The 13,977-nt window shown below is 64.8% G+C and carries 15 protein-coding genes and 1 riboswitch; of the genes, 8 read left to right on the top strand and 7 right to left on the bottom strand.

The window, feature by feature from the left end:
- The first annotated feature begins 6 nt into the window (after positions 1-6).
- Entirely contained in the window at positions 7-1,125 is a 1,119-nt protein-coding gene (locus tag IVB27_RS38880) for a class I SAM-dependent methyltransferase (protein WP_247447855.1), read from the top strand.
- A complete protein-coding gene (gene pgeF, locus IVB27_RS38875) occupies positions 1,122-1,889 on the top strand; it encodes a peptidoglycan editing factor PgeF (RefSeq protein ID WP_247447854.1) in 768 nt (255 codons plus the stop codon). The genes IVB27_RS38880 and pgeF overlap by 4 nt, the downstream gene beginning before the upstream one ends.
- Before the next feature lie 3 nt (positions 1,890-1,892).
- Here pgeF and IVB27_RS38870 read toward each other — a convergent pair whose 3' ends face one another.
- On the bottom strand, positions 1,893-2,465 hold the full coding sequence (locus tag IVB27_RS38870; RefSeq protein WP_247447853.1) for a hypothetical protein: 573 nt from the start codon (positions 2,463-2,465) through the stop codon (positions 1,893-1,895).
- A gap of 93 nt (positions 2,466-2,558) precedes the next feature.
- Between IVB27_RS38870 and IVB27_RS38865 the strand changes: the two genes are divergently transcribed.
- The 4 genes from IVB27_RS38865 to IVB27_RS38850 all read left to right on the top strand — a co-directional run bounded on the left by IVB27_RS38865 (position 2,559) and on the right by IVB27_RS38850 (position 6,604).
- Positions 2,559-3,182 carry a hypothetical protein gene (locus IVB27_RS38865; protein ID WP_247447852.1) on the top strand — a complete coding sequence of 208 codons (624 nt, stop codon included), beginning with the start codon at positions 2,559-2,561 and terminating at the stop codon, positions 3,180-3,182.
- Between the two features lie 193 nt (positions 3,183-3,375).
- Positions 3,376-4,329, top strand: a complete 954-nt coding sequence (locus IVB27_RS38860; RefSeq protein WP_247352999.1) for a ribose-phosphate pyrophosphokinase — start codon at positions 3,376-3,378, stop codon at positions 4,327-4,329.
- A 215-nt stretch (positions 4,330-4,544) separates the two neighbouring features.
- A complete protein-coding gene (locus tag IVB27_RS38855; protein ID WP_247447851.1) occupies positions 4,545-5,573 on the top strand; it encodes a putative zinc-binding metallopeptidase in 1,029 nt (342 codons plus the stop codon).
- Complete coding sequence (locus IVB27_RS38850; RefSeq protein WP_247447850.1) at positions 5,570-6,604, top strand: D-alanine--D-alanine ligase family protein; 1,035 nt, start codon at positions 5,570-5,572, stop codon at positions 6,602-6,604. Before IVB27_RS38855 ends, IVB27_RS38850 begins: the two co-directional genes overlap by 4 nt.
- Before the next feature lie 85 nt (positions 6,605-6,689).
- On the opposite strand, the gene IVB27_RS38845 is transcribed toward IVB27_RS38850, so the two are convergent.
- Complete coding sequence (locus IVB27_RS38845) at positions 6,690-7,253, bottom strand: 6,7-dimethyl-8-ribityllumazine synthase (RefSeq protein WP_247447849.1); 564 nt, start codon at positions 7,251-7,253, stop codon at positions 6,690-6,692.
- A 76-nt stretch (positions 7,254-7,329) separates the two neighbouring features.
- A riboswitch (FMN riboswitch) is annotated at positions 7,330-7,489 on the bottom strand.
- Between the two features lie 430 nt (positions 7,490-7,919).
- On the opposite strand from IVB27_RS38845, the gene IVB27_RS38840 reads away from it, so the two are divergent.
- Both IVB27_RS38840 and proC read left to right on the top strand, forming a co-directional pair.
- A complete protein-coding gene (locus IVB27_RS38840; protein WP_247447848.1) occupies positions 7,920-8,420 on the top strand; it encodes a type III secretion system chaperone family protein in 501 nt (166 codons plus the stop codon).
- A 183-nt stretch (positions 8,421-8,603) separates the two neighbouring features.
- A complete protein-coding gene (proC, locus tag IVB27_RS38835) occupies positions 8,604-9,428 on the top strand; it encodes a pyrroline-5-carboxylate reductase (protein ID WP_247447847.1) in 825 nt (274 codons plus the stop codon).
- Between the two features lie 133 nt (positions 9,429-9,561).
- On the opposite strand, the gene IVB27_RS38830 is transcribed toward proC, so the two are convergent.
- The 5 genes from IVB27_RS38830 to IVB27_RS38810 all read right to left on the bottom strand — a co-directional run bounded on the left by IVB27_RS38830 (position 9,562) and on the right by IVB27_RS38810 (position 13,738).
- Positions 9,562-9,957 carry a thioesterase family protein gene (locus tag IVB27_RS38830; protein ID WP_247352989.1) on the bottom strand — a complete coding sequence of 132 codons (396 nt, stop codon included), beginning with the start codon at positions 9,955-9,957 and terminating at the stop codon, positions 9,562-9,564.
- An 86-nt stretch (positions 9,958-10,043) separates the two neighbouring features.
- Positions 10,044-10,292, bottom strand: a complete 249-nt coding sequence (locus tag IVB27_RS38825; RefSeq protein WP_256467622.1) for a tautomerase family protein — start codon at positions 10,290-10,292, stop codon at positions 10,044-10,046.
- Between the two features lie 55 nt (positions 10,293-10,347).
- The gene (gene hisS, locus IVB27_RS38820; protein ID WP_247447846.1) at positions 10,348-11,868 is read right to left on the bottom strand and encodes a histidine--tRNA ligase; all 1,521 of its coding nucleotides are present in this window, start codon (positions 11,866-11,868) and stop codon (positions 10,348-10,350) included.
- Between the two features lie 48 nt (positions 11,869-11,916).
- A complete protein-coding gene (locus IVB27_RS38815) occupies positions 11,917-12,441 on the bottom strand; it encodes a YegJ family protein (RefSeq protein ID WP_247447845.1) in 525 nt (174 codons plus the stop codon).
- A gap of 214 nt (positions 12,442-12,655) precedes the next feature.
- On the bottom strand, positions 12,656-13,738 hold the full coding sequence (locus IVB27_RS38810; protein ID WP_247352985.1) for a branched-chain amino acid aminotransferase: 1,083 nt from the start codon (positions 13,736-13,738) through the stop codon (positions 12,656-12,658).
- Between the last annotated feature and the right edge of the window lie 239 nt (positions 13,739-13,977).

The raw sequence follows: 13,977 nt of genomic DNA, 5'->3' as shown, positions 1-13,977 counted from the left end.
TAGGCCGTGACCGACCAGCCGTTACTCAACGCGATCAAGGCGCTGATCAAATCCTCAGGCCCCATGCCGGTCTGGCGGTACATGGAACTGTGCCTGATGCACCCGCGCTATGGCTATTACGTTTCGCGCGATCCCTTGGGACGAGAAGGCGACTTCACCACCGCGCCCGAGGTCAGCCAGATGTTCGGCGAGCTTTTGGGCCTGTGGACCGCCTCGGTGTGGAAGCAGATGGGCTCGCCGCAATTCCTGCGGCTGATCGAGCTCGGCCCCGGCCGCGGCACCATGATGGCGGATGCGCTGCGTGCGCTCCGCGTGCTGCCGCCGCTCTACCAGGCGCTTCACATCCACATGGTCGAGGTTAATCCCGTCCTGCGCGACCGGCAGAGTGCGACGCTGGCGGGCGTACGCAACATCGCCTGGCACGACAGCATCGACGACGTGCCTGAGGGACCGAGCATCATCCTCGCCAACGAATATTTCGACGTGCTGCCGATCCACCAGATGGTCCGTCACGAGAACGGCTGGCACGAGCGCGTGATCGAGGTCGACGCCAACGGAAAACTTCAGTTCGGCGCGGCGGCCGAGCCGACGCCGCGCTTCGAGGTGCTGCTGCCGCCTCTGGTGCGCGCCGCGCCCGTCGGGGCCGTGTTCGAATGGCGGCCCGATGCGGAGATCATGAAGCTCGCCAGCCGCGTGCGCGACCAGGACGGCGCGGCGCTGATCATCGACTACGGCCATCTGCGCAGCGATGCCGGCGACACCTTCCAGGCGATCGCGCGCCACACCTTTACCGATCCCCTGAAGGCACCGGGCCAGGCCGACGTCACCGCCCATGTCGACTTCCAGGCGCTGGCGCGCGCGGCCGAGGATGTCGGCGCCCACGTGCACGGCCCGGTGACGCAGGGCGATTTCCTCAAGCGCGTCGGCATCGAGACCCGTGCCGCCGCGCTGATGCAGAAGGCAACGCCTGATGTCGCCACCGACATTTCGATCGCGCTCAAGCGCCTGACCGATGCCGGGCGCAGCGGCATGGGCTCGATGTTCAAGGTGCTCGGCATCTCCGAGCCGCGGCTGACCGGCCTTGCGGGCTTGAGCGATCTCGAACAGGCCGGGGGCGCGTCATGACGCTTGGCTCGTCGCTGCTGTCGGCGGTGCCCGGCCTGCGTCACGCCTTCTTCACCCGCGAGGGCGGCGTTTCACGCGGCATCTATTCGGCGCTGAACGGCGGGCTCGGCTCCAACGACGATCAGGCCCTTGTCGCAGAGAACCGCCGCCGCATGGCCGAGCATGTCGGCGTCGCGCCGGAACGCTTTCTCAGCCTGCACCAGATCCATTCGCCCGACGTGCGCGTCGCCGACACGCCGTGGCCCAGCGGGCCGCGGCCGAAGGGCGATGCGCTGGTGACGAAGGTGCCGGGCATCGCGCTTGGCGTCTCCACCGCCGATTGCGGACCGGTGCTGTTCGTCGATCCCAACGCGCGCGTGATCGGCGGCGCACATGCCGGCTGGAAGGGCGCCCTCACCGGCGTGCTGGAGGCGACGATCTCGGCGATGGAAAAGCTCGGCGCCTCGCGCAGCGGCATCATCGCCGCGATCGGCCCGTTAATCCGCCAGGACAGCTACGAGGTCGGTAACGAGTTCGTGGCCCGCTTCATCGAGGCGGATGCGGACAACGCCATGTTCTTCATCCCGTCGGTGCGCGAAGGCCACGCGATGTTCGACCTCGCCGGCTTTATCCGGAAACGTCTGGAAGCCGCAGGCATCCTGATGATCGACGATCTCGGCCTCGATACCTACGCCGACGAGCGCTTCTTCAGCTATCGCCGCTCGGTGCATCGCAAGGAGCCGGATTACGGCCGCCACGTTCACGCGATCGTGCTCGAAGGGTAGGCGTCAGTCGCTGCACTTTTCAAACAACGGCGCTTGCTGCTGGGTGCGATCCCATTTCGTCGGCAGTTCGTCATATGTCTTGGCGGGCGGGGGTGGCGGCGGCGGCCGGACGTAAAAGCCTTCTTCGACGTCGAACTTCTTCTTGTCCTCGCGATGCGCGGAAAATGTTCGATACTTGTCGCCAACCTTCAACAGGACAACCTCCCAAGGCTCGCCAGGCTGACGCCACCACACCGCCGCGACGCTCGCCGGAGGATCCTGAACGGACACGAACTTGATCTTGTCGGCCGCGATGCGGGTCGCCGCGTAGATCGTGCTGATGAATGTCCGCACCTGGCCGGGCGAAAACGTCCCTATCACGTTCCTGATTGTCGGCGATCCCGAGGGCGGCACAATGTATGTCATCCGCGCGCCGCAGCCGTTGCTCGTGCAAGCCTGATTTGGATCGCGCTTGCAATCGACCGACCACGTCCCGACCAATCCGAAGGACTGAATGACCTCCGCAGCGCTCTCCTCTGCGGTCACCGGGCCTGCGGCAAGGCACGCGATGATCAAGCCAAAAGCCGGGTCTCTCATCGACCGCTCCCCATGCGCGCTGGCCTGATCGGTTAAGCCCTGTGTCCTGCCTGCCCTAGACGTTAAGCGATTTTAACGATATCGCAAGGCGCGATGAGGGAAGCGTCAACCCGCCTGCTCCAAACCGGGACAATCATGCGCGCCGCGATCGCCGCCGCATCGATTGCGGTTGCTTGCGCGCTTGGCGGCTGCGCCGGCGGCGGTGGTGCTGCGAACTCCTATGCGATGGCGCCGAGCGCCGGCTCTGGAGCAACGGTCGCGTTCGAATCGATCGACGGGCCGCCGCCGCAAGTGTTCGACCGCATGGTCGGCGTGCTCGACAGCGAATCCAAGCTGCGCAGCCTGTCCGTGGTCTCCCGCGAGGGGACGGCCGCCTACCGCGTGCGCAGCTACCTCTCCGCCCAGATTGTGCGCGGCAAAACCGTGATCGCCTGGGTCTGGGACGTCTACGACGCCAACCAGCAGCGCGCGCGGCGCCTTTCCGGCGAGGAACCCACGTCCGCCAAGGGCGGCCGCGATCCGTGGGGCGCCGCTGACGACCTCGTGCTGCGGAAGATCGCCCAGGCCGGATTCAGCGGACTTTCCAACATGATCAATGGCACACCGGATGCGCCGGGCTCGGCTCCCGGCTTGCGCGGGCCGGCCGTGGCGAGCGTGATCCCGGAGGCTCCGGCGGCCGGGATGCCGGCCTCGGCGCTCGGCTATGCCGAGCGATAACCCCCGCTAAACCACGGCCCCAACTTCAGGCCAAACCGTTGACCGGACTCAGGATTTCGCAGGGAAAACGTAGCATCCCGGGTTGCCATTGCAGCCCTCCGCCTGATATTTCCTCGCCCGTCGTAACCGTGCTTCCAGTGGGTATTCTCTGATGTTGAACATCCTGTCCAACAAAGCGCGGGAGGAAGCGTCCATGTCGGCCAAGAACGGCTCCATCAAGCTCGTCGCCGGCAACTCCAATCCGGCTCTCGCCCAGGCCATCGCGCAAGGTCTCGACCTGCCGCTGACCAAGGCGGTGGTACGGCGCTTCGCCGACATGGAGATCTTCGTCGAGATCCAGGAGAACGTCCGCGGATCGGATGCCTTCATCATCCAGTCGACCTCGTTCCCGGCCAACGACCATCTGATGGAATTGCTGATCATCACCGACGCACTGCGCCGCTCCTCGGCGCGCCGCATCACCGCGGTGCTGCCCTATTTCGGCTACGCCCGGCAGGATCGCAAATCAGGTTCGCGCACGCCGATCTCGGCAAAACTCGTCGCCAATCTGATCACGCAGGCCGGCGTCGACCGCGTCATGACGCTCGACCTGCATGCCGGCCAGATCCAGGGCTTCTTCGACATCCCGACCGACAATCTCTACGCGGCGCCGCTGATGGTGCGGGACATCAAGGACAAGTTCGACCTCTCCAAGACGATGGTGATCTCGCCCGACGTCGGCGGCGTGGCACGCGCCCGCGGCCTCGCCAAACGCATCAACACCCCGCTCGCGATCGTCGACAAGCGCCGCGAACGTGCCGGCGAATCCGAGGTCATGAACGTGATCGGCGATGTCGCCGGCTACACCTGCATCCTGATCGACGACATCGTGGACTCCGGCGGCACGCTGGTGAACGCAGCCGACGCGCTGATCGCCAAGGGCGCCAAGGACGTCTACGCCTACATCACCCACGGCGTGCTCTCCGGCGGTGCGGCCGCCCGTATCACAAACTCCAAGCTGAAGGAGCTCGTGATCACCGACTCGATCCTGCCGACGGATGCGGTGAGCAAGGCGCCGAACATCCGCACGCTGCCGATCGCCAGCCTGATCTCCGACGCGATCGCGCGCACGGCGGCGGAAGAATCGGTGTCGAGCCTGTTCGACTGAATTAGCTTCGCGATGTCGCAGGGTGGGCAAAGGCGCAATGCGCCGTGCCCACCTTTTTCTTTGCGGCGCAATCGGTGAGCACGCTTCACTTTGCTCACCACATGGCCTCGGGCGCCGACGCGCCGCGGCACGCCTCGAAGACCTCGCGGGTTGTTGCCGGCCCCGCCCCATGACATCATCCGGATACCGAGTCATCTCTGCCCTCTGGATGCCTGATGCCACGCCGGAAATTCGCTTGGGAAAAGCTGTCGGATGACGAGTTGCTCAAGCAACGGCTCTCCAGCCTGAGGGTTACGGTCGAAGGCACCTGGCTCGATGATTGTGTCGGCACGCTCCACGAGGAGCTCGAAGAGCGCGGCATCCGGCTGCGGCCGCACACCTGGATCTCGAGCGAATGGTTCAGCCCGGGAGGCGTCCCCGGCATCGCCATCCCCTTCTATCTCGCCCATCCCCGCCTGATGAAGCTCGAGAAGAAGATGATGTTCGACGTCGAGGGCGGAACCTGGCGCGAATGCATGGCCATCCTCCGTCACGAAGCGGGCCACGCCATACAGCACGGCTATCAGCTGCAACGCCGCCGGCGCTGGCAGCAATTGTTCGGCCCGTCGTCGAAACGCTATCCGCGCTATTACCGGCCCAATCCGGCGAGCAGGCGTTACGTCCAGCATCTGCGGCTGTGGTATGCGCAGAGCCATCCGGACGAGGATTTCGCCGAGACCTTTGCGGTGTGGCTGCGGCCGCGCTCGAACTGGCGGACGCGATATGCCGGCTGGCCGGCGCTGAAGAAGCTCGAATATATCGACGAGCTGATGGGCGAGATCGCGGGAAAGCGGCCGCCGGTCACGACGCGGGAGCGTGTCGATCCGCTGGGCCGGCTCAGCCAGACGCTCGAAGAGCACTACAAGAAGAAGCAGGCGTTCTACGCCTTCACGCCCCCGAAGACCTACGACCGCGATCTCTCCCGGCTGTTTTCAGCCGATCCACGGCATCACCGCTCAAAGCCGGCTTCGACCCTGATCAGGCGCCACCGCTCCCAGATCAGGCAATTGGTCTCGCGATGGACCGGCGAGAACCAGCTCACGCTCGATGCCGTGCTCGATGACATGATCTCCCGCTGCCGCGAGCTCGATCTGCGCGCCGTCGGCCCCGAACAGAAGCTCGTCCTCGATTTCACCGTCCTCGTGACCGCCAAGACGATGCACGCGCTGTTTGGCCCGTCTCGGCGCAAATGGATCGCGCTATGAGACGTCTCCGTATTCTCGTGCTGATGCATCCGGACTTCCTGCCCCCGGACTCCTCCGACGGATACTCCGCACAGGAGATCAATGCGTGGAAAACGGAATACGACGTGGTGAGCACCTTGCGCGCGGCCGGCCACGAGGTGCGGCCACTCGGCGCGCAGGAGGAAATCAAGCCGGTGCGCGTAGCGATCGAGGAGTTCAAGCCACACGTGGTTTTCACGCTGCTGGAGGAATTCCACAACAACGTCGCCTTCGACCAGCACATCGCGAGCTATCTCGAGCTGATGAAGGTCCCTTATACCGGATGCAATCCGCGCGGCCTGATCCTGGCGCGCGGCAAGGATTTGTCCAAGACGCTGGTGCATCACCGCCGGATCGCCGCGCCGGCCTTTGCCGTCTTCCCGATGCGCCGCAAGGTGAAGCGCCCGACCCGTCTTGCGCTGCCGCTGATCGTCAAGAGCCTGAACATGGATGGCTCGTTCGGCATCTCGCAGGCATCGATCGTCGACACCGACGAGAAGCTGGCGGAGCGGGTTGCCTTCATCCACGAGCGGGTCGAATCCGCCGCCATCGCCGAGCAGTTCATCGAGGGGCGAGAGCTTTACGTCGGCGTGCTCGGCAACAATCGCTTACGCGTTCTGCCGGTCTGGGAGTTGAAATTCGGCAGCATGGGCGGCCGTTCGTCACGGCACATCGCCACGGAGAAGGCCAAGCACGACACCGACTATCAGGAGAAGGTCGGCATCGTCGACGGGCCTGCGAAGGATCTGGCGCCGGAAGTGACCGCCCGCATCCAGCGGGCCGCGAAACGCATCTACCGGGCGCTTGGCCTCGACGGCTACGCGCGCATCGATTTTCGTCTCGCCGCCGACGGCACGCCATATTTCATCGAAGCCAATCCCAATCCCGAGATCGCCAAGAGCCAGGAGTTCGCCACGGCGGCTCAACATGCCGGGCTGAAATATCCGGCTCTCCTGCAACGCATCCTGATGCTCGGAATAAGCCGCGCCAAGGCGGGGGTGTCGCTGGGGTGATGACGAACACGGCAGCAATCGCCCCTCATCCTTCGCGACGCGCTTCGCGCTCCTCGGGATGAGGGGTGCTGGTCATTGCGCTGCGCTACACAATTCCCGCCGCGACCTGGCCACGCAGACGCTCCAGACCGAGCAATGTCTCCGCACAGGCGGCCGCGACCTCGACGCCCTTGATCGCGAAATGCCTGCGGAAGAAATCGTAGTGCACCTCGGTCTCGTGGAATTGCTGCGGCGTCAGCACCGCGGAGAACACGGGCACCTCGGTACGCAGTTGCACATCCATCAGCGCCTTGATCACGGTGTCGGCGACGAACTCATGGCGGTAGATGCCGCCGTCGACGACGAGGCCGGCCGCGACGATCGCGGTGTAGCGCCGTGTCTTGGCGAGGATCTGCGCATGCAGCGGGATCTCGAACGAGCCCGGCACCTCGAACACGTCGACATGATTGAGGTGACGCACTTCTGCCTCCCTCACGAAGGCGATGCGGGCCTCCTCGACCACGTCGCGGTGCCAGCAGGCCTGCACGAAGGCCACCCGCTGCGGCTTTGCGAAGCGCGGGTGCTCCGTCGCGGGATCCTGTGGAACCGGCGGCGGCGGTTGGGTTGGTTGGGGCGTTTCGGTTTGGGGGTCTTGCAACATCTGATTCATGGCTTTCCTCAGTTAAGGACCAGAATCAGGGCACACGGAACGACAAACAGCCGCATCCTGCGATGCGTCTGCCACCGACCGTTCTCTTTCATCCGGACTTTAACCGTCGGCTTCGGAGTTGCACCGAATCTGCTGACCCTTCCCTGCGGCAAGAGACCTTGAGGAAGGCGCTCGCGGGCTTAGGCCTTTCGGCCCTTACCGCCGGTGGGGACTTTCACCCCGCCCTGAGAACATCGGCCGTCCGGAATGAACGGCCTGAGGGAAATATGACGCCGGCGAGCTGCCACAGCAAGTACGTTCCGCATGGGAAAATCGCATGGTCCCATGCCGCTTTGGCGACCCGGCCCTCGCAGGGCGGAATTAACGATCGGGCATTCCACGCGAATCCGATTCCGGTTTGTTCTCCTCCATCCCGGTTGGGACATCCCACGTTAATAATTGTGGCCGAGATGAGCTGTGGACGAACGAGTCATGGCTTGTGGACGGACTCGGCAGCCGGTTGCGCAGATTCCGCAAATCACATCAGTTGATCCGCGACAAGCCCGCGCTGATCCCGGGATCGCTACAGCGACTCCGAGGGGAACGCCTTAACGACGTTAAGGAAGCGCGCGCCGGACCAAGCGCGTGCGTATCAGAGACAACAAAAAGGCAAGAGGTCGAGACGGCATGTCCCTGCTCGAAGGCACTATCGATTCGAAAAGCCATCCGCTCGCGGTGGTCGAGGATATCGCTGCCAGCAACAACTGGCCGTTTGAACGCTCCGGCGAAGACGAACTCACGATTGTCTCCAAGGGACAATGGACCGACTACCAGATCTCCTTCACCTGGATGGGCGAGATCGAGGCGCTGCATCTGGCCTGCGCGTTCGACATGAAGATTCCGGTTGCGCGGCGACCGGAGGTGCAGCGGCTCGTCGCCGCGGTCAACGAACAGTTGTGGGTCGGGCACTTCGACCTGTGGAGCAACACCGGCATGATCATGCACCGGCAGGCCCTGGTGCTGCCGGGCGGGCTCGCCGCCTCCACCGCGCAATGCGAAGCCATGCTCGCCGGCGCCATCCACGCCTGCGAGCGCTATTTTCCGGCGTTCCAGTTCGTGGTGTGGGCGGGCAAGACCACGACGGAAGCCATGGACGCGGCAATGTTCGACACGGTGGGCGAGGCGTAAGCACACTCTCCCGAGGCGGCGAGCGAGCCCAGCTTTCTCCATCGTCGTCCTGGCGAAAGCCAGGACCGATACCGCGAGGTCTTTGCGTAGCTCGCGATGCTTGTTGCCCTGCCATCCTTCCTCTAGAACCAGCCGGGGTAATGGGTCCTGGCCTTCGCCAGGACGACGGCATTGGCAACAGCGATGGCGAACAGCACTCTCAAAAACATCACCGGCACCATCCTGCTCGCCGGCGCCGGCAAGATGGGCGGTGCGATGCTGACCGGATGGCTTTCGGGCGGGCTCGATCCGCGCCGCGTCGCTGTGGTTGATCCGCACATCTCGCCCGAGATCACCGCATTTGCCGCCAAGGGCGTTGCGCTCAATCCCGATGTGACGACGGTAGGCACGGTCGAGACAATGGTCGTCGCGGTGAAGCCGCAGATGTTCCGCGAGGCCGGCGCGAAGCTGAAATCATTTGTCTCTGAAAAAACCTCGGTGGTCTCGATCATGGCGGGAACCACGATCGCTTCGCTTGAAGAGGTCTGCGGCGGCGCCGTGGTGCGCGCGATGCCGAACACGCCGGCCGCGATCGGCCGCGGCATCACCGTCGCGGTCGCGGCGAACAACGTCAGCGCGGCCCAGCGCGCGGTGGCCGATGCGCTGCTGCGCGCCATCGGCTCGGTCGAATGGGTCAACGATGAGAGCCTGATGGACGCGGTCACCGCCGTCTCCGGCTCAGGTCCGGCCTATGTGTTCCTGCTCGCCGAAGAGCTCGCGCGCGCGGGTGTCGAGGCGGGACTGCCCGAGGCACTGGCGACCAAGCTCGCGCGCGAAACCGTCGCCGGCTCCGGTGAACTTCTCCACCAGTCGGAACTGCCGTCGAGCGCGCTGCGCCAGAACGTTACCTCGCCCGGCGGCACCACGGCCGCAGCCCTCGGCGTGCTGATGGGTGAGCCCGGCCTGCGCGATCTGATGATCCGCGCGATCGCGGCGGCGACGAAGCGGTCGAAGCAACTGGCGAAGTAAGGAAGCTATCCCCTCATGGTGAGGAGGCGCGAAGCGCCGTCTCGAACCATGCAGGCCCGGCTCTCGCCCGCGAGCCATCCTTCGAGACGACCGCTGCGCCGTCTCCTCAGGATGAGGGCAGAGCAAGCGGCTCCTACGTCGTTCCCAACCGCTTGTTGAACATCTCGACATTGACGAGCCCGCGCGCGTGGCGGCCCTCGCCAAGCTTTCGCGTGCCCTCGAAAGCCTCGACCTCGAAGCGGATGACGCGGCGCTCGACCGCGACGACCTTCGCGGTCGTCCGCACCGTCGCGCCGACCAGAGCTGCTGCAAGATGCCGGATGTCGACCTCGGTGCCGACGGTGACCCAGCCCGGCTGAAGCGCCGGGCGGATCGCATCGCCCGACGTCATCTCCATTTCCAGAATCATCATCGGCGTCGCGTAGACCATGGGCATGCCGGGCACGAAATGCCCGACCGTGCGCTCCACCGGCACCACCAGCATGCGCTCGGCGTTCATGCCGATTGTGATGAAGTCGCGTGCGTCCATGTTGCTTGCTCGGCGTCGTCCCGGCCCCCCGTGCGCAATTGCGCACTAGGCCGGGACGACAGTTGTGATTGGCGCTAGAGTAGTGGCTATTTCTTCGCCGCCGCCGCGCGCTCCACGAAGGTCTTGCCGCCCTTCATCTTGTGGCGGAGCGGGGCTTCGTTGATCTGGATGACCACGGCATCGGCGTCGACGCCGAGATTCTTCACCAGTGCCTGGGTGATGTCGCGCATCATGCCGGCCTTTTGTTCGTCGCTGCGGCCTTCGGCCATGCTGACAGTGATCTCAGGCATTTTTCTCTCCCTTGGGGCCGAACACCGGCCGTTGACGGGCGCCATCAAACAGGAGGCGGATGCCCGGGACAAGCCCGGGCATGGCGGCGTCAGCGAATGGCTAGCCCCAGCTCACGTCATGGCGCGCCAGCACTTCGCGCACTTTGGTGACGAGGTCGGCTTCACTGCACGAGAACTGCGCCGGGCGGCTCTCGCGCCATTCCTGGTTGGAAGCGATCGCAGCAGCCGCCTTGGCGCCCTCGATCAGATCCTTGATCTGCACCTCGCCGCGGGCTTTTTCATCGGAGCCCTGGATGATGACGCAGGGCGCGTTGCGGCGGTCGGCATATTTGAGCTGGTTGCCCATGTTCTTGGGATTGCCGAGATAGAGCTCGGCGCGGATGCCGGACGTGCGTAGGCTCGCGACCATCTTCTGGTAGTCGGCAACGCGGTCGCGGTCGAACACGGTGACGACGACGGGGCCAAACTCGGGTTTTGTGTCGAGCTTGCCAAGCAGCGTCAGCGCGGCCTGAAGCCGCGACACACCGATCGAGAATCCGGTCGCCGGCACCGGCTCACCGCGGAAGCGCGAGACCAGGCCGTCATAGCGGCCGCCGCCGCCGACGGAGCCGAACCGCACCGGACGGCCCTTCTCGTCCTTGGTGTCGAGCAGCAGTTCGACCTCGTAGACGGGACCGGTGTAATATTCGAGGCCACGCACGACGGAGGGGTCGATACGGATGCGATCAGCGCCGTAGCCTGATGCCGTAACCAGTTTGGCAATCTCTTCCAGCTCGCTCACGCCGGCCTGACCAACTTCGCTCTTGGCGAGGTAAGTTTCTGCCGCGGCGATGGCCTCTTTCCAATCATCGCGCGGTTTGGTGATGGCGAGAACAACGTCGGCCTCAGACGCGCTCAGATTGGCGCCCTTCGTGAAGTCGCCCTTGCCTTCTTCGCCGCCATCCCATCTGCCGGGACCGAGCAATTTGCGCACTTCCTCGGCGGGAAATTTGTCGAGCTTGTCGATTGCGCGCAGCACGGTCAGCCTGCGTGCCGCGTTCTCTTCGCCGCCGAGCCCGATTGCTTCCAGAACGCCGTCGAGCACTTTTCGGTTGTTGACCTTCACGACGTACTGGCCGCGCTGAACACCAAGCGCCTCCATCGTGTCCGCCGCCATCATGCAGATCTCGGCATCCGCCGCCGGCGTCGCCGAGCCCACCGTGTCCGCATCGAACTGCATGAACTGGCGGAAGCGGCCGGGGCCGGGCTTCTCGTTGCGGAAGACGTAGCCGACGCGATAGCTGCGATACGGCAGGACCACACCGTCGGTGCCGTAGCGCTCGCCGACGTAGCGGGCGAGCGGCGCGGTCAGATCATAGCGCAGGCTGATCCACTGCTCGTCGTCGTCCTGGAACGAGAACACGCCCTCGTTCGGACGATCCTGGTCGGGCAGGAATTTGCCGAGCGCGTCGGTGTATTCCATCGCCGGCGTTTCCACGGGCTCGAACCCGTAGAGCTCGTAGACGGCGCGGATTTTTTCGACCATCTCGCGCGTCGCCCGGATCGCGGCAGGGTCGCGATCCTCGAGCCCGCGCGGCAGCCGCGCCTTCAGTTTCTGGGTTTTTTTGGGTTTTTCGGCCATGCGCGGCATTTACCAGCCGACGCGGGGTGCGGCAACTGCCGGCTTGCCCTACGGCTGCTCCATCCGCGCCCTGAGGGCATCGGCGTCCGCCTTCGGCAACGACTTCAGCGTTGGCTTGATGGTTTCGCCGCCGACGATCTTGGCGTTGCGCATGAACATCCAGTCCGAGATGTCGGCTTCAGTGAACTTGACCGGATCGCCTGCCCGCTTACCCGGCAGATCGCGCGGTTCGTTGGCGAAGAAGCCGGAATAGGTCCCGTCGGGCTGCTTTTTCACGTCGGCGATCCAGATGTGCTCGCCGCCCTTGCGGGTGGAAAAGTGCACCTTCAGGGCATGCCCGGTTTCCGACGGTTTTGGCGCCTCGTAGGAGGCCCAGAAAGTCGGCAGCGTGCCGCGGGCGCGCGCGATCGCGGTGTTCATCTCCGGATCGGTGGTGCGCACGTCGACGATGGGTGAACGGTCTTCCGCGGCGACATGCGGCTTGGGGCCGATCGTCAGGACGCCGAAGACGGTGACGCCAGTGATTGCGGCGAGAACGGCCCATTTCAGGGGTTGGGAAAGCGTGGAAGCCATGATCGCGATGTCCAGATGCCATGATGTCTCGGACTTTGTCGCGCGGTCGTGCAAGCGAGTTCATGGCATGCCGGCTGGCGTTCCCCGGATGCTACGCAACGCGCCGCCTCTTGGCGGCGTGGTGCGCTGCTGATCCGGGGTCCATCCGCGGCGGGATGGGTCCCGGCTCTGCGCAGCAGCGTTTCACGCTGCAGCGCGTCCGGGACACGAGACCTCAAAACACCTTGCGGATCCAGTTGTGCGGATCGTTGGTGCGGCCGTACTGGATGTCGATGAGCTGCTTGCGCAGGCCCATGGCGATGGGGCCGGCGGCGCCGCCGCCGATCTCGAAATCGCCGCTCACCGAACGCACCTTGCCGATCGGCGAGATCACGGCCGCCGTGCCGCAGGCAAACGCTTCCTTGAGCTTGCCGCTGGCCGCATCCTTGCGCCACTGGTCGAGCGAGTACGGCTCCTCGCGCACGGTCTTGCCGGCGTCTTTGGCCAGCGCGATGATGGAGTCGCGGGTGATGCCGGGCAGGATGGTGCCGAGCGGCGGTGTCGAGAGCGAGCCGTCCTCGAACACGAAGAACACGTTCATGCCGCCGAGCTCCTCGACGTAGCGGCGCTCGACCGCGTCCAGGAAGACGACCTGATCGCAGCCGTGCTGGATGGCTTCGGCCTGCGCCCGCAGGCTTGCAGCGTAATTGCCGCCGCATTTGACGGCGCCGGTACCACCGACCGCGGCGCGCGTGTAGTTCTCTGAAACCCAAATCGACACCGGCGCGGGGCCACCTTTGAAGTAGGAGCCGACCGGCGAGGCGATCACCGCGAAAATATATTCGGAGGACGGCTTGACCCCAAGGAAGGTCTCGCTCGCGATCATGAAGGGACGCAGGTAAAGGCTGCCCTCGCCGCCCGGCATCCAGGCGCGGTCGATGCGCACGACCTGCTCGACAGCCTCGATGAAGATGTCTTCGGGGAGCTGCGCCATTGCCATGCGATCGGCCGAGTCCTTGAAGCGCCGCGCATTGGCGTCGGGACGGAACAGGTTCACGCCGCCGTCGTCGCGCTTGTAGGCTTTGAGGCCTTCAAAAATTTCCTGAGCGTAGTGCAGGACGGCGCCGGCCGGATCGATCTGGAAATTGGCGCGGGCCTCGACGCGCGCCTCGTACCAGCCGCCCTTGGCCTGGTTGTAACGAACCACCGCCATGTGGTCGGTGAAGACCCTCCCGAAACCTGGGTCCACCAGCTTGGCGACGCGGTCCTTCTCGGGGATCGGATTGGATGCGGGCTGGATGTCGAATTTCATGCTCATGTCCTTAGGCCTCCCGCTGCCGGTGGCGGCGCTGTTCTGGCGCCCGCCTGCCCTTTTCCGGGCTCGGCTGGCTTGACTAGGTTACTGGCCGGACCACCGCTAGCCTTGTTACGGCCGGTTTCCGTGGCCAGCATGTCGCCGAGGACATGCTTTTGCGGAAGGCAGAAGTCCAGTATGTTTTGCCGAACACCGCTCGACAATCGCACGGTAGATCTGATCCGGCTGTCGCCGCCTGTTCG

The sequence above is a fragment of the Bradyrhizobium sp. 197 genome (assembly GCF_023073375.1).
Lineage (GTDB): Bacteria > Pseudomonadota > Alphaproteobacteria > Rhizobiales > Xanthobacteraceae > Bradyrhizobium.
This window is presented reverse-complemented; position numbering and strand designations above follow the sequence as displayed.

Excerpts from the sequence above, each read along its gene's own strand:
- IVB27_RS38810 (WP_247352985.1), bottom strand. The coding sequence starts at position 13,738 with ATGAGCATGAAATTCGACATCCAGCCCGCATCCAATCCGATCCCCGAG.
- IVB27_RS38855 (WP_247447851.1), top strand. The coding sequence starts at position 4,545 with ATGCCACGCCGGAAATTCGCTTGGGAAAAGCTGTCGGATGACGAGTTG.
- IVB27_RS38870 (WP_247447853.1), bottom strand. The coding sequence starts at position 2,465 with ATGAGAGACCCGGCTTTTGGCTTGATCATCGCGTGCCTTGCCGCAGGC.
- IVB27_RS38850 (WP_247447850.1), top strand. The coding sequence starts at position 5,570 with ATGAGACGTCTCCGTATTCTCGTGCTGATGCATCCGGACTTCCTGCCC.
- pgeF (WP_247447854.1), top strand. The coding sequence starts at position 1,122 with ATGACGCTTGGCTCGTCGCTGCTGTCGGCGGTGCCCGGCCTGCGTCAC.
- IVB27_RS38825 (WP_256467622.1), bottom strand. The coding sequence starts at position 10,292 with ATGGCGCCCGTCAACGGCCGGTGTTCGGCCCCAAGGGAGAGAAAAATG.
- IVB27_RS38830 (WP_247352989.1), bottom strand. The coding sequence starts at position 9,957 with ATGGACGCACGCGACTTCATCACAATCGGCATGAACGCCGAGCGCATG.
- IVB27_RS38865 (WP_247447852.1), top strand. The coding sequence starts at position 2,559 with ATGAGGGAAGCGTCAACCCGCCTGCTCCAAACCGGGACAATCATGCGC.
- IVB27_RS38840 (WP_247447848.1), top strand. The coding sequence starts at position 7,920 with ATGTCCCTGCTCGAAGGCACTATCGATTCGAAAAGCCATCCGCTCGCG.
- hisS (WP_247447846.1), bottom strand. The coding sequence starts at position 11,868 with ATGGCCGAAAAACCCAAAAAAACCCAGAAACTGAAGGCGCGGCTGCCG.
- IVB27_RS38845 (WP_247447849.1), bottom strand. The coding sequence starts at position 7,253 with ATGAATCAGATGTTGCAAGACCCCCAAACCGAAACGCCCCAACCAACC.
- IVB27_RS38815 (WP_247447845.1), bottom strand. The coding sequence starts at position 12,441 with ATGGCTTCCACGCTTTCCCAACCCCTGAAATGGGCCGTTCTCGCCGCA.
- IVB27_RS38860 (WP_247352999.1), top strand. The coding sequence starts at position 3,376 with ATGTCGGCCAAGAACGGCTCCATCAAGCTCGTCGCCGGCAACTCCAAT.
- proC (WP_247447847.1), top strand. The coding sequence starts at position 8,604 with ATGGCGAACAGCACTCTCAAAAACATCACCGGCACCATCCTGCTCGCC.